This window comes from Acinetobacter ursingii DSM 16037 = CIP 107286 (assembly GCF_000368825.1).
Taxonomy (GTDB): domain Bacteria; phylum Pseudomonadota; class Gammaproteobacteria; order Pseudomonadales; family Moraxellaceae; genus Acinetobacter; species Acinetobacter ursingii.
In genome coordinates this window covers 73,654-89,507 of sequence record NZ_KB849711.1, presented here as the reverse complement: position 1 = coordinate 89,507, position 15,854 = coordinate 73,654, and the positions used below count along the sequence as shown (strand labels likewise).

9 protein-coding genes and 2 pseudogenes are annotated in these 15,854 nt (G+C 38.2%); 9 read left to right on the top strand and 2 right to left on the bottom strand.

Features of this window, described 5'->3' with window-relative positions; all coding sequences use genetic code 11:
- Nucleotides 1–228: 228 nt before the first annotated feature.
- Nucleotides 229–1,647, bottom strand: a complete 1,419-nt coding sequence (locus F944_RS01435) for a hypothetical protein (RefSeq protein ID WP_004985744.1) — start codon at nt 1,645–1,647, stop codon at nt 229–231.
- A gap of 429 nt (nt 1,648–2,076) precedes the next feature.
- On the opposite strand from F944_RS01435, the gene F944_RS01430 reads away from it, so the two are divergent.
- The 8 genes and pseudogenes from F944_RS01430 to F944_RS01395 form a co-directional block, all read left to right on the top strand.
- On the top strand, nt 2,077–2,772 hold the full coding sequence (locus F944_RS01430) for a TetR/AcrR family transcriptional regulator (RefSeq protein WP_004985742.1): 696 nt from the start codon (nt 2,077–2,079) through the stop codon (nt 2,770–2,772).
- A gap of 4 nt (nt 2,773–2,776) precedes the next feature.
- The gene (locus tag F944_RS01425; protein WP_004985741.1) at nt 2,777–4,174 is read left to right on the top strand and encodes an efflux transporter outer membrane subunit; all 1,398 of its coding nucleotides are present in this window, start codon (nt 2,777–2,779) and stop codon (nt 4,172–4,174) included.
- A gap of 18 nt (nt 4,175–4,192) precedes the next feature.
- Nucleotides 4,193–5,251, top strand: coding sequence for an HlyD family secretion protein (locus F944_RS01420; RefSeq protein WP_004907097.1), 1,059 nt, complete (start codon nt 4,193–4,195; stop codon nt 5,249–5,251).
- On the top strand, nt 5,248–8,004 hold the full coding sequence (rbbA, locus tag F944_RS01415; protein WP_004985739.1) for a ribosome-associated ATPase/putative transporter RbbA: 2,757 nt from the start codon (nt 5,248–5,250) through the stop codon (nt 8,002–8,004). Before F944_RS01420 ends, rbbA begins: the two co-directional genes overlap by 4 nt.
- 1 nt (nt 8,005) lies before the next feature.
- On the top strand, nt 8,006–9,130 hold the full coding sequence (locus F944_RS01410) for an ABC transporter permease (protein WP_004985737.1): 1,125 nt from the start codon (nt 8,006–8,008) through the stop codon (nt 9,128–9,130).
- 140 nt (nt 9,131–9,270) lie between these two features.
- Nucleotides 9,271–10,863, top strand: coding sequence for a Na/Pi cotransporter family protein (locus F944_RS01405; protein ID WP_004985732.1), 1,593 nt, complete (start codon nt 9,271–9,273; stop codon nt 10,861–10,863).
- Nucleotides 10,864–10,912: 49 nt separating this feature from the next.
- Complete coding sequence (locus tag F944_RS01400; protein WP_004907087.1) at nt 10,913–12,181, top strand: MgtC/SapB family protein; 1,269 nt, start codon at nt 10,913–10,915, stop codon at nt 12,179–12,181.
- 112 nt (nt 12,182–12,293) lie between these two features.
- Nucleotides 12,294–12,449 (top strand): annotated as a pseudogene (locus F944_RS01395) (hypothetical protein); the annotation flags it as partial.
- 15 nt (nt 12,450–12,464) lie between these two features.
- Here the strand turns inward: F944_RS01395 and F944_RS01390 are convergent.
- Nucleotides 12,465–13,229 (bottom strand): IS5 family transposase, encoded by a 765-nt coding sequence (locus F944_RS01390; RefSeq protein ID WP_004985728.1) that lies wholly within the window; start codon nt 13,227–13,229, stop codon nt 12,465–12,467.
- Between the two features lie 76 nt (nt 13,230–13,305).
- Here F944_RS01390 and ppk1 point away from each other — a divergent pair.
- Nucleotides 13,306–15,231: pseudogene (gene ppk1 / locus F944_RS01385) on the top strand (polyphosphate kinase 1); the annotation flags it as partial.
- Nucleotides 15,232–15,854 lie beyond the last annotated feature (623 nt).

Sequence of the window (15,854 nt, the reverse complement as noted above, 5' to 3'; positions counted from 1 at the left end):
ATTTTTATTAGCTAAAGAACTGAAAGAAGTTGAATATTAAATTAATACAGCCTCAAAATTAAAATGGACCTCTTTACCTAGAGGGCTATTATTTTGAGTTCATAGGGGACAGCTCTAGTTATCCCAGTATGAGACAGCCTCATTCTGCCCTGTTTCAAATGCTTTTGGACTCATTCTTTCGAGATGCTAATGGCACCTGATTTGATTATAAAATATCTTTATATAATCTTATAAGTTTTCTAAGTGACCTAAATTTTTATTTTGTACGCTATGAAGGATAGTTTGCAAAATTTCAATTCGTGCAGCATATTTACTATCATTGGCAATGATGTGCCAAGGAGAAATATCTGTGCTCGTATATTTGAACATATCTGATGCTGCTTGTAAGTAGGCATCCCACTTTTCTCTATTACGCCAATCATCTTCTGTTAATTTGAAGCTTTTTTGAGGTGTATTTTTTCGCTTGTAAAAACGACGTAATTGTTCATCTTTTGAAATTGCTAGCCAAAATTTTATAACAATTGTATTTGTATCAGACAGTTGTTTTTCGTACTGATTTATTTCTTCATAAGCATTTTGCCATTCTATTGGGTTAATTAAATCTTCTACACGTTCTACAAGTACACGTCCATACCAGCTGCGATCAAAAATATTAAGTGCCCCATTCGTTGAATGCTTATTCCAAAAACGCCACAAATAAGGACGTAATCGTTCAAAATTTTCTGGTGCTGAAATACTATGAATATTATATTCGTGTAGCCCTAGAAATTTAATGATGCGCTTAATTGAACTGCCTTTACCTGCGGCATCCATACCTTCAAAAACTAATACAACGTTATGTGATGAATAACGTAGAACATCTGCGACTTTCCTTTCTAGTTGTTTAATGGTTTTTTTATACTCTATGTGGCTAATTTCACTTTTTTTTATTTGAGTTAAACTTGAAGGAATAGGTGCCGCCTGATATTTTAATTTACTCTTAATTTGTACAGGTGGTAGTTTTAGATGTTTAAGTATTAATTGAGAAAATTGTGTATTTCTTTCTATATTGTTTTCACTATTAATGATTACCCAATCGTGGGTGAATCTATTTCTTAAAGTTTGAATTTGATTGTATAAGGTTTTAGTTTTCCATTTTTTTTGTGGAAAATCATCCCATGTAAAACGTGGAACTCTTTGGATTTTATTAATAATATCAATATTTTTTGTGCGAATTTTTACTTTGCTCCATGAAACATCAAACCAAACTTTAATAATATCTACATTATTATTTTTTAAGTAACTTTCAAATTCATATATACGCTTTAAGTGTTCGTTGAATACATTATTTTGTATTTTTTCATCATTTAATATAGTTGACGCTAGTAAATCAGTATACCAATTCCCATAAAAAAACATGATTTGTCCATTTTTTGGAATGTCATTTATGTATGGTTGCCAAATTAATTTATTTTCTTTGACTCTATTTGGGGTTCCAGCCTTAATTTTTAAATATCTAGGATCCATTAATTCACTTAGCTTTTTGATTGATTGATTTTTTCGCGTTAGTTCAATTCCGCCAATTATTACTAATATACTTTTTGATTTAGAATTCTTGAGTTTATATTGTTCTTGAATTAATTTAATGGAGAGGTCTTGATAATTCATTTTAAGTCTCGTTTAAAAAATTTTTAATAAAATAATTATAAATTCAGTTACAGTCAATGTTATTGTTTTATTATTAAAGTGGCTTTGTTGCATAAATATGTAAGCATCTGATTTAAATAAATTTAATTTTGGATCAAAAAACAATCAAAACTTTTAAAATCATATAGTTATGAAATCGTTGTGCAACAAAGCCTATTAAAGTTGTTTTGCAACAACTTTTTTTTGTGCCATTAAAACAAAGCCGACTAAAAAGATCGGTATTTTTTTTATTATTATTTTTATTAGTATTTTTAATGTAAGTTATTGTTATTTATTTATATTTAAAATATTAAAATATAAATTTTGACCTTTTATTATTTTAAGTTTATATTCTTTTCAGAAAAAGTTGTTGACAGCAATATTTTTATATGTCTTTGGAAGGGGGCTGTTGTGAGTCTTGAGATTTCAACTGTTTTAGAACATAAAGAAAACTTGAATAATGATTTTTTTAAGAAAAAGACACAGGTTAGAGCAATTGAATCTGATTTTAAGATGGTGAATCAGACTATTAAGCTTCTATCAGAAGGTGGCGTTAATGCAGTTACATTAGAGGCAGTAGGTGTGAATGCTGGATACAGTCGCGGTTTAGTTTCTCGGCGCTATGGTTCTAAGGATCAATTACTTGTTCGAGTTTTAAATTATTTGGAAAACTGGTTAAATGAGAAATCTAAAATTGCAACTAATAATAAATATGGTTTAGATGCTATTAATTCATTAATTTTAAGTATTTCAGATGATTTTTATTTGTATCGTGAAAAATATAGAGCATATTTTTGGTTGAGATTTTATGGTTTAGAGCAAAATAAAATTTTAAATGAATGTCTGGTAAGATCTCATAATATGCGTGAGGAAAAAACTATTAAATGGCTTAAAGAAGCATTAGCTCTAGAGGAATTATCAAGAAATGTAGATATTGAAATGGTACATGATTTTATTAAAACATCATTGATGGGTTTAGTTCATAACTGGATAGTAGATCCTAATTTTAATATTGAAATTAGATTGAAGCAGTTAGTTTATATTCATTTAAAAAATATGTTTTCAAATTCTCATTTTTATCATTCTGTTAATTTTTGGGGTGAATAATATTATGCAATTTACCCAATTAAAATATAGTAGTTTTTTAATTATATTCAGTATTACTGGTTGTCAACAAATAGATCCTTATCAAAAGCCTAAAATTTCTTTATCTCATAATTATCCGATTCAAACTCAGCACTCTTACCAAGCACTTTCTTGGATTGATTATGTCAAAGATCAACAACTTATTAATATTGTCGATCTGGCACTAGTGGCGAATCAGGATTTAAAGATTGCTTCATTACGTATGCATGAAGCACAAGCGGCTTATAACATTCAACGTGCTGAACTTTTTCCGAATATAGGTGGTACTGCGAGCATGGAACGCAGTCATGTGCCTGCCGACTTATCTTATGTCGGTAGAGAAGTGACATCCAGTCAGTATTCTGTGGGTCTTGGCATGAACCAATGGGAGCTGGATTTGTGGGGTCGTATCCGCAGCTTGAATGAAGCGGCTTTGCAGCAATTTCTTGCAGTTGAAAGCAATGTGCGTGCAGCACGCAATAGTATTATGCAGCAAACTGTTCAAAGTTATTTAACGTTATCTGAACTGGATAAACGCATCCATTTTGCTCAGCGCTCTGTACAGAATTATGAAAAATCAGTACGAATTTTTAAGCGCCGTTTTGAGGTGGGTGCAGGCTCTAAAGTGGAATACATGCAAGCAAAAACAATGCTCAGTAATGGTCAAGCTTTAGTGGCTGAATTACAGAAATCCCGTGCACTGACTGCAAACTATTTAGTGCAATTGGTGGGACAGCCGATTTCTTTGCCTAAAACAGATTTAGATCAAGTGACTTTTAAAACAAGTATGCTACAAACGGGTTTGCCTTCAGACTTATTGTTGAACCGTCCTGATATTCATGCTGCGGAAGCAATGCTTAAATCTAAGCATGCCAATATCTATGCGGCACGCGCAGCATTTTTTCCACGTATCGCACTGACGGGCAGTTTTGGAACAGCCAGTGCAGATTTAGACGATTTATTTAAATCTGGCAGCAGTGTTTGGTCGTTTGCTCCAAGTATCAGTGTGCCGATTTTTACTGCGGGTCGTCTAAAAAATAATTTGACCTTAGCAGAAGTGCGTAAAGAGATTGCAGTGGCAGAGTATGAAAAGACGGTACAGAACGCATTCCGTGAAGTCTCTGATGCACTGGTTCAACAGAAATATTTAGATCAACAATTACGGATTCAGAAACAAGGACTCAGTGCTTTCCAGGAAACTGCACGGCTGGCACAACTGCGTTATGACAACGGTGCTGTGGGATATTTAGACGTTTTGGATGCACAGCGCAATTTACTTAGTGCAGAACAGCAATGGATTGAAACGCAAAGTAGCTTAATGCAGTCCTATGTCAGTCTTTATTTTGCCTTGGGTGGTGACACCGCATTTGCAAAAAAAATTTAAAATATTGGGTAATTAAACATGAATTTTAAGAAAATAACCATTGCTGGGTTCATCGTTGTTTTAGGGTTGGTCGCTTATCTGATCTGGAAAAATATGAATAAGCCAGACACTGATGCCTTAGTCAGTGGCAATGGACGTATTGAAGCCACTGAAATTAACGTATCTAGTAAGCTATCTGGTCAGTTAGAAGAAATTTTGGTTAAAGAAGGTGACTTTGTCGAGCCTGGTCAAATCTTGGCGCGGGTTAAAATTTCGACTTTAGAAGCCCAGTTACGTGAATTGGAAGCACAACAGCGTCAAGCCCAGGATGCGATTGCGACAGCGGAAGCACAAGTGGCGATGCGGATCAGCGAAAAAGCCGCCGCTGAAGCCATGGTACAACAGCGTGAAACAGAACTGATGGCGGCTAAAAATCGTTTAGCGCGTACCGAAGTTTTAGCCAAAGAAGGCGCATCGTCCAAGCAACAACTGGATGATGAACGTGCCGCAGCACAGCAAGCCATTGCGGTATTAAGCGCAGCCAAAGCACAGGTACAAAGTGCCCAAGGGGCAATTGTTGCGTCTAAAAGCCAAGTGTCAGCCGCACATTCTCAAGTCGATGCCATCAAAGCCTCGGTGGAACGGATTAAATTTGATATGGATGATGCACAGTTACGTGCACCATTAAAAGCACGTGTTCAGTTCCGTGTCGCGCAGCCGGGTGAGTTGGTGGCAGCGGGCGGGCGTGTGCTCAATCTGATTGATTTATCTGATGTGTATATGACGTTCTTTTTGCCTGAAACCGTTGCAGGTAAAATTGCTATTGGAACAGAAGTACGTATTGTATTGGATGCTGCGAAAAATGTGGTGATTCCAGCTACAGTGTCTTTTGTTGCCGATACTGCACAGTTCACACCAAAATCGGTGGAAACGGAAAGCGAACGTCAAAAACTGATGTTCCGTGTTAAAGCGAAAATTGATCCAACTTTATTGAACAAATATATCGAACAAGTCAAAACAGGTTTGCCAGGTGTGGCATATATCAAAATTGATGATCAGGCAGCTTGGCCGACATTTTTAGAGAACACAGTTAAATGATGACACAACAATCTGAAAAAGGATCGGTTGTTGCAGAAATTGAAAATGTTAGTCTGAAATATGGAAAAACGGTTGCACTGAATCAAGTGTCGCTATCCTTACCAGCAGGCTGCATGATCGGTTTAATCGGTCCAGATGGGGTGGGGAAATCCAGTCTATTGGCTTTGCTGTCAGGGGCGAAAATTGTACAGCAAGGTCGCTTAAAGGTGTTGGGCGGTGATATTGCCGATAAACAACACCGTACCCGTGTTTGCCCACATATTGCCTATATGCCGCAGGGTTTAGGGAAAAACCTATATAAAACTTTATCGGTTGAAGAGAATTTACAGTTTGTGGCACGTCTGTTTGGGCATGATGCTGCCGAGCGACGCAAACGGATTGATGATCTGACCAAAAGCACAGGCTTGTACAATTTTCTCGACCGTCCTGCGGGTAAATTATCGGGTGGGATGAAGCAGAAATTAAGTCTGTGCTGTTCTTTGATTCATGATCCCGATTTTCTGATTTTAGATGAGCCGACCACAGGGGTTGACCCTTTGGCGCGAGCGCAATTTTGGGAATTAATTAACCGCATTCGCAAAGTTCGTCCACAGATGAGTGTTATTGTTGCTACTGCTTATATGGATGAAGCACAAGGCTTTGACTGGCTGGCGATGATGGATGATGGGCAGATTTTAAAAACTGGCACACCACAAGAATTATTGACTGAAACGCAATGTAACAGTTTAGAAGATGCTTTTATTCAACTATTGCCAGAAGAAAAAAAGCTCGGCTATGAGCCTGTGGTGATTCCGCCTTTACCTGACTACGGTTCAGAAAGCTATGCTCTTGAAGCGCAAGATTTAACAGTGAAATTTGGTGATTTTACTGCGGTAGATCATGTTAATTTTAAAATTAAGCGTGGTGAAATATTTGGTTTCTTAGGCTCGAATGGTTGTGGTAAATCCACCACCATGAAAGTGCTGACGGGACTTTTAGAAGCCTCAGAAGGTCAGGCGTGGCTGTTTGGTGAGCCTGTAGAGGGCAACAATATTGAAACTCGTCGCCGTGTCGGCTATATGTCGCAGGCATTTTCCCTATACAGCGAGCTGACCATTGTGCAGAATTTGGTCTTACATGCCAAATTATTTCATGTACCAAAAGAACAGATTGAGCCACGTGTACAGCTCATGCTGGAGCGTTTTGACCTGGAAGAAGTCAAAGAAAAACTGCCCGATGATTTGCCCTTGGGGGTTCGTCAGCGTTTATCGCTTGCAGTGGCATTGGTGCATAATCCTGAAATTTTAATTTTGGATGAACCAACTTCGGGGGTTGATCCGATTGCTCGTGATAATTTTTGGCGATATTTAATCAATTTATCACGCAATGATGGCGTGACCATCTTCATTTCTACGCATTTTATGAATGAAGCTTTGCGTTGCGACCGTATGTCGATGATGCACGCTGGGCGGGTACTCGATAGTGCATCTCCTGCACAATTAATTGAAAATCGTCAGGCTGAAACGCTTGAAGAAGCCTTTATTGGTTACTTGATTGATGCAGGTGCAGGCACGAAAGATCAGCCAACAGATGCTGAAGCAAATATTAGCGAAGTTTCCGACAATAAAGAAATTGACACAACACCGAAAAAATTTAGTTTGCTGCGTTTATTCAGTTTTGCATGGCGTGAAACTTTGGAACTGGCACGAGATCCCATTCGAGCGACCATGGCATTAATGGGGTCACTGATTTTGCTGTTGGTGATGGGTTATGGCATCACCATGGATGTAGAAGATTTAAAATTTGCGGTACTGGATCATGATCAAAGCAGTTTGAGTCAGAATTACAGCATGAGTATTGCGGGGTCACGCTATTTTATTGAAAAACCACCGTTGCAAAGTTATGACGATATCGATCGGCGAATGCGTAGCGGTGAAATTTCCTTAGCGATAGAAATTCCGCCTAATTTTGCTCGAGATGTGGCGCGTGGCGAACAGGTGCAAGTCGGGGTGTGGATTGATGGTGCAATGCCACAACGTGCAGAAACCGTACAAGGTTATGTACAGGGGATTCACACTTACTGGCTCATGCAAAAGACGTTGGAACAAAGCGGTGATGCAACATCAAGTACAGTGAATGTCGAAACGCGCTATCGCTATAACCCTGATATTAAAAGTTTACCTGCGATGACCCCCGCAGTGATGCCTTTATTGTTGTTACTGATTCCTGCCATGTTGACGGCTTTATCGGTGGTACGAGAGAAAGAACTCGGTTCAATTGTCAATTTATACGTCACGCCTGTGACACGCAGCGAATTTTTAATCGGCAAACAGATTCCGTATATCGTGTTGGCGATGTTGAACTACTTTATGATGTGTTTGATCATCGTGACTTTATTTGATGTACCTGTCAAAGGCAGTTTTTTTACCCTCACAGTTGCTGCATTTCTGTTTGTGATTTTTGCCACAGGGATGGGTTTATTGGCATCCACAGTGACCAAAAGTCAGATTGCGTCAATGTTTTTGGTGATGATTGGGACGTTGGTACCTGTCATGCAATTTGCAGGGATTATTAACCCTGTTACCTCCTTAGATGGTTTTGGGCGTTGGTTTGGTGAAATTTATCCTGCAACACACATGGTCAATATTAGCCGTGGAATTTTCAATAAAGGTTTGGGCTTTGATGATTTGAAACAGGCCATTTGGATCATTGCCATGGCTGTTCCGGTAGTAATGTTTGCTGCTATTGCCTTGCTGAAAAAACAGGAGCAATAAGATGTTCAAAAAAGTACAGAATATCTATCAGCTCGGATGTAAAGAACTTTGGAGCCTGTGGCGTGATCCTGCCATGTTGGTGCTGATTATTTACACCTTTACCATCTCAGTATATACCGCATCAACAGCGGTCAAAGATACCTTGAATATGGCACCGATTGCGATTGTGGATGAGGATCATTCAACTTTGTCGGAACGGATTTCTTCAGCCTTTTATCCGCCTAATTTTATCAGTAAAACCACCACGCTTGGCACGATGGATGCAGGCATGGACGCAGGTGAATTTACCTTTGCGGTCAATATTCCGAGTAATTTCCAGTCGGATGTACTGTCGGGTGATGCAGCAGAAATTCAGGTTAATGTGGATGCAACCCGAATGACCCAAGCCATGTCTGGCGCAGGTTATATTCAGCAGATCATTCAATCTGAAGTAAATGAATATGTACTTCGCAATCGTGAAATTAGCCAGCTACCGATAGATTTGGCAATACGTTCCCGTTTTAACCCGACACTGGAAAATATATGGTTTAACAGTGTGATGCAAATCATTAATAACGTGGCGATGCTTTCGATTATCCTCACGGGGGCAGCACTGATTCGTGAGCGTGAACATGGCACCATTGAACATCTGATGGTGATGCCAGTAACGGTATTTGAAATCATGATGTCCAAAGTCTGGTCAATGAGTCTTGTGGTATTGATCGCAGTATTTGTTGGCTTAAAAGTCGTGATTCAGGGTGTATTGCATGTCCCGATTGATGGTAGTTTGCCGCTCTTTTTCTTTGGCGCCTTACTCACACTGTTTGCAACAACTTCAATGGGTATTTACATGGCAACTGTATCTAAATCTATGCCGCAGTTTGGTTTGCTCATGATGCTCGTATTGATTCCGATGCAAATGCTATCAGGCGGCTCAACTCCACGTGAAAGTATGCCGGAAATTGTACAGCACGTGATGATGATTGCCCCAACGACGCATTTTGTTTCCTTAGCTCAAGCCATTTTATACCGCAATGCTGGATTTGATGTGGTATGGCCATCTTTTGTATGGCTGTTAGGTATTGCAGTGGTATTTTTCTATATATCGTGGAAACGCTTTAAAGACACGATTCATACCATGGCGTAAAGGGTTTCCCTTTTGCAGGCAGATGACTCCCTGAATAGTCTGCCTGCTTTTTTTTATTCTTTGATAATAATTCAATGGCGCAAGATTTAAATAAATGTCATTGAATAGCATAATTTTTTTGAAATTTATAGGGGAATGTAGTGCTTCAAATTCTCTCTGAACTATGTGGCGGTGTCGGTCTATTTTTAATTGGTATGACGTTACTGACTGATAGCCTTAAAGAAATTGCAGGTCAGACCTTGAAGGAGTTACTGACAAGGTTTACGGCAACACCGTTTAAAGCCATGCTGTCAGGTTTGGGTATGACATTGCTGGTGCATTCATCTACAGCAACAATTGTCGCCGCCATTGGTTTTGTCGGAGCAGGGGTACTCAGTTTCACGCAAGCCATGAGTGTGGTGATTGGTGCCAATATCGGCACAACCAGTACTGGTTGGATTGTGGCATTTTTGGGCATGAAATTTTCCATTTCCATGTTGGCATTACCGATGATTGCTTTAGGCGCTCTGCTTAAACTCATCGCTAAAGGCCAAATGGCCTTATTGGGCCTTGTGATTGCAGGCTTTGGTCTGATTTTCTTTGGCATCGATGTTTTGCAAAAAGCCATGGCGGGGTTTGCTGTACACTCAGATTTATCCTTTTTTGGTTATGACAGCTTGTGGTCACAATTGGTTTTGGTGCTGATCGGCATCATTATGGCAATGCTGCTGCAGTCCTCTAGTGCATCTATTACAGCGACTATGGCTGCCTTAGTCAGTGGTGCGATTGACTTGCCGCAGGCGCTATATATGGTGATTGGGCAAAATATTGGTGCAGTCAGCATTACCGTGATTTCGGTGATTGGCGCTTCGATCAATGCCAAACGAACAGTTGCTGTGAACGTGATTTTTAATCTCGTGAGTGCGATTGCTGCATTTTTCCTGTTAGCACCGTTTTTTCTTTGGTTGATTAAACACAGTGCATTTTTCAGCAGCATTGATCAAGTGATTATGCTCGCGATGTTTCATACAGCATTCAGTGTGTTGGGGGCATGTATGTTTATGCCAAGTCTGAAATTTTTAGAACAGAAAATTATCCAATGGTTGCCAAGTAATAATCCTGCCATTTTAGACAGTCTGGATGATGCAAGTTTGCAAGTACCTGCCATTGCAGTACAGGCCGCGGAAAAGGCGGTATATTTCAGCATATTTGAGATTTTTAAAATTCTACAAATGGTTTTTCAGACCGGTACATTACCTAGACATCAACAGTTGAATACGCTGAATGAGATTATTCAGCATATTGAGCAGTATTTAGAAAAAATAGCGATTCCTGAGCATCCTGCACTCAAACAAAAATTCTTATCATTACTGCGAGTAATGGTCTATGTACGTGTCTTACATAATGATTTAGAGCGTTTAGATAATGCCATATTGCTACGAACACAGCCGGCAATTTTTCAGTTAGCACTAGATTATTGCAATATTTTAGAAAGTTACTTTTCACATATAGAACAGTTAGCAGATCGGTCAGTCATTGAAAATCTTAGAGCCGATTTAAATCAGTTAAAAAAATGGACCAGTAGCCATCGTGCCGAAACGCGTAAAAAAGTCATGGAATATACCGAAGTAAATCAATTAAGCGCATCCAAAGGGGTGGAATTATTAGCTGCACAGCGTTGGATGGATCGCTTAATTGCACATAGCTATCGTTTCTCTAACGTGATGTATGAGCGTCTTTTAGAGGAGTCTTGATGAATGTGGTTCATCGCATTTTTTATCCAGCTGTGTTGAGGCTAAGAAATTGAATACTGTATTACTAGATTTGTCCTTTCAAGAATTATTGAGAGTCATGGTATCTGCATTAGGCTGCGGTTTATTAATCGGTTTAGAACGGGAAAGGCATAATCGTAAAGAAAGTGAACCCAGTTTTGCCGGACTGCGTTCATTTACCATTTGCGCCTTGCTTGGGGCAGTATGTTTTTTACTACATCTTGCAGTAGGTATCTTAGGTGCATTTTCAGTCACGACTTTTTGTGTTTATAGCCTGATTAAACAAAAACAGGATATTGGTGCGACCACTGAACTGGCATTTTTGATGACCTATTTGATTGGTGCATTATGTGTGTTTAATGTGCCGCTTGCTGCAGGGTTAGCGGTAGTGTTGTGTCTGATTTTAATGGGCAAGCAGTCATTGCATTATTTTGCTGGCAATTGGATTCAGCATTTTGAACTGCGTGACGGTTTGTTTTTACTGGCACTGATTTTAATTGCCTTGCCACTGATGCCGGATCAGGCAATGTGGGGCACAGTACTCAATCCATATGTGATTCTAAAACTGCTGATCATGATTTTAGGCGTACAGTCCTTGGCACATATTGCTAAACGTCTCTTGCCAAACAATAAAGCCTTGATGTTGTCATCTTTGGCATCCGGTTTTGTTTCTAGCACCGCAACTATTGCCAGTTTGGGCATGGAAGTCCGTTCAGGCAAAGCAGAAGCCAAATCTAATGCTGGTGCAGGCTTAATTTCCTGTATTGCGACCCTGTTACAGCTGCTGATTATTGTCGCAGGGATTAATTTTGCTTGGTTTAAGGTTTTATTGTTGCCTTGCAGTATTGGCATTGCAGTGCTTTTGATCATTGCCTTGATGTTAATTCATTCATCCAAAGCGACGATGGGTCAACAGGCTACACCACAAAATGATATTACGCATATGGACAGTCGGATGTTCAGCATTAAGGAAGCCTTGATCATTGTGGTAACACTGACAGTGATTCAAGCAGCGGTATATGGCTTGAATGTAGTGTTGGGTGATAGCGGTTTGATTATTGGGGCATTCTTCGCTTCTTTATTTGAAGTGCATGCCGCCATGGCAACGGTGGTGATGCAAGGAACACCACAGCAGATGACGTTGGTCTACGCTATGATGATTGGTTTGGCTGCACATGCATTTTCTAAAAGCATCAATGCATTTTTAACTGGTGGCGGGAAATATTTTCTATATTTTGCCCCCGCACAAATGCTGCATATGGCGATTTTAATGGCGGTACTTTGGATGGTTATTCAGTAAATTTAGGATTTATTTTCAATATTTTAGAATGATATTTAAGTTTTTGTTTTGTAATTCTATTTATTTTTAGCCAACTAAAAATGGCATTGCTTTTAAGAAATATGGGTAGTATATGAATTCCGTAGTTACACAAGCCTCCCCCCCGGTATATGGTCAAGTTGAGCGATATATTAATCGCGAGTTGTCAATTTTAGATTTTAATTTACGTGTCTTAGAACAAGCGGTCGATCCTTTAAATCCACTCTTAGAAAAATTGAATTTTTTATTAGGGTCTGTTGACATTTCAAGTATAGAATTTACCCGATAAAGGTAGCCAAATAAATATACAAGCTAATGCAACTGCACCCTCATAGCTACACTTTAACTTATCATATCGTGTTGCTATTCCTCTGAACTGCTTTAACCTACAAAATGCATTCTCCACTAAGTGTCTGATTTTATATAAATACCAATCCATATGGTCATTATTTGACTGGGTATTTGATTTTCTTGGAATATTCGCTTTAGTTTTTTTCGCAGATATTTGTTCTCTTAATGATTCAGAGTCATATCCTTTGTCTGCACAACACACTTCCGTTTCACTCAAATCTAGTTTTTCAATCATTTTGGGAGCAATCTTGACATCATGTGTCGTTCCATCGGAGATAATAATTTCGATTGGATTGCCATCCGCATCAACAGCTAAGTGTATTTTAGAACTATTGCCACCAATGCTTTTAGAAATATCCTGATCTTTTATTCCAGCAGAATGTTGATGTGCCCGAACATGACTACCATCAATAAAAACCCATTCCACATCAGCATTTGAAGAAATTAATTTAAATACTTTCATTAACTTATCATTTTTACACCAACGATTATATTTTTTAAAGATTGAGTTATACGAACCAAATTCCTTAGGCAAATCACGCCACGGACAGCCTGTTCTTATTCTATAAAGTATTGCTTCGACAAAATTTCTCAAATTAGATTTGAAATAGATATTAAAATTTCGGAAAATAGAAAGTAACTTAGACCAGTGTTGATCATTCAGCATTGTACGAGGCATAGCGAGAAGTAAATTTGGTTTGGCGATTAAATTTTACTTTCTCGCTATTTTTTTGAACAGAAAATGTCAACAGACCCTAATTTTTTCTAGAAATTTAGATGAGTTTTTTGAAATTCGTGTTGCAACTATGTTGGAACATTTTGTTCAAGAGCGAGACATACAAACGGCTGATGGTTTATCCCCACAAGAAATTTTACATCAAATTTCGGAGACAGCACATGCTGCGATTGAACGCCAATATCAAATTTTAAATGAGCAAATTTTTCCGCAGTTAAGAGAAGAAGGCATCAGCTTTTTAAGACGTGGAGAGTTAACTCAAGCACAATCTAATTGGGTCAAAAAATATTTTCAGGAACAGGTTGCACCAGCCTTAACACCAATAAGTTTAGATCCTGCGCATCCCTTTCCACGCTTGGTCAACAAATCACTTAATTTCATTGTGACTTTGGAAGGTAAGGATGCCTTTGGCCGTCAGATCGATTTGGCAGTGGTTCCTGCACCACGTTCATTGCCACGTGTGGTGCGTTTGCCAGATGAGTTGACCGAAGGCAAAGAGCATCATGTGATGCTCTCTTCAATTATTCATACTCATGTGTCTGATTTATTTCCGGGAATGACGGCAACGGGTTGCTATCAATTTAGAGTAACCCGAAATGCAGATTTAACGTTAACTGAAGATGTTGAAGACTTAGCGGAAGCCTTAAAAGACGAACTCAGTTCACGCCGTTTTGGTCGGGCAGTACGTTTGGAGGTCAATAAAAATTGTCCAACACATATTTATGAATACTTACTCAAAGAATTCGATTTGGATACGCATCAATTGTATCGTGTCGACGGGCCTGTTAATTTGGCTCGATTGGTCTCGGATTTTAAACGCCCATATTTACGCTATGAGCCACATACTCCTGTGATTCCAAAAATACTGAAAAAATCTGCAAATATTTTCAGTGCGATGCAGAAACAAGATATTTTATTGCATCATCCTTTTGAATCATTTTCCCCTGTAATTCGATTATTACGTGAAGCCGCGCAAGATCCGCATGTTTTGGCCATTAAACAGACCTTGTACCGTAGCGGTGCAAATTCAGAAATTGTGCAAATTTTGGCTGAGGCGGCAAGAAATGGTAAAGAAGTCACCGCAGTGATTGAATTACGGGCACGGTTTGATGAAGAGTCCAATATCGCTGTTGCCAATGTTTTACAGGAAGCGGGTGCCGTGGTGGTATATGGCATTGTCGGCTATAAAACTCATGCCAAAATGATTTTGGTGGTACGCCGAGAAAATCAAAAACTGGTGCGCTACGCACATTTAGGTACAGGAAATTATCATGCTGGCAATGCCAAAATTTACACTGATTACGGTTTATTAACGACCAATCAAGATTTGTGTGAAGATGTACATCGTATTTTTCAAGAATTAACCGGTATGGGCAAAATGGTGAAGTTAAAGAAACTTCTACATGCACCATTTACTTTGCATAGTCAGTTGATGAATTTTATTGAAAACGAGATTGTGCTTGCGAAAGCAGGGAAACCGGCAAAAATTATCATTAAGGTCAATGCACTAACCGAAGTTCAATTGATTAATAAATTATACGAAGCTTCTCAAGCTGGTGTGCAAATAGAATTAATCATTCGTTCTATTTGTTGTTTACGTCCAGGCCTAATTGGCTTATCAGAAAATATTCGTGTTCGCTCAATTGTAGGGCGTTTTCTTGAGCATACTCGTGTCTATTATTTTTACAATAATGGTGATACACGTGTGTATTGTTCTAGTGCTGACTGGATGGAGCGTAATTTATTTAAACGTGTTGAAGTGTGCTTTCCTATTGAAAATACTAGACTCAAAAAAAGAATTTATCAGCAAGGGTTAGAAAATTATTTAATGGATAATCAACAAGCATGGCTATTACAAAGTGATGGTAGTTGGAAGCGTAACTCATGCATAGAAAATGAAAAGCCACATAATGCGCAGCACTTTTTGTTAAGCGTTATAAAGTAAATGCTTAACTTAAAGTTAACTCTTTTTAGGCCTATTCAACAACATTTAAGAAATTATGATCTTTCGATACAGGTGGAATGCCACTAATTTTAAAGTAGCAAGCACTTTGCCACCTTTTGTCAAATAAAGTTATAGGCAGATATAATATTTTAAGTTGTTGGATGGTCATTGTTTTTTGATTTAACACATTTAAATAGGATAAACATTTTTGGGTACTTTATATTTTGATCAAGTCTTACCTGTCCAGATGCCGAAGTTGATCTTTTTGCCTTGGTAAAAATATTTCATTTGGCTTATTTTATTTCATAGCGAATGAGTACGATGAAACAATAATGACATAATTTGAATATATCTAAATTATGTCGGTTTTCATTTGATCTAAATTTTTTAAATTCTTTTCATATCATTATATGAAAAATTTCTGTATTAGCTGATAGTAATACGGTAGAGAATAATTAAAAAACTGCTGATTAAAATGATAAGAGTAAAGGGAATTAAAAATTTATTAGATGTGAGCTTCATTTTTTCATTTTCCTATCACAAGATGCTGTTTTATATATTATAATTATACTATAAGTTATGTTGAAAATAACAAAAAATATGTAATTTTTTAACATGATTTT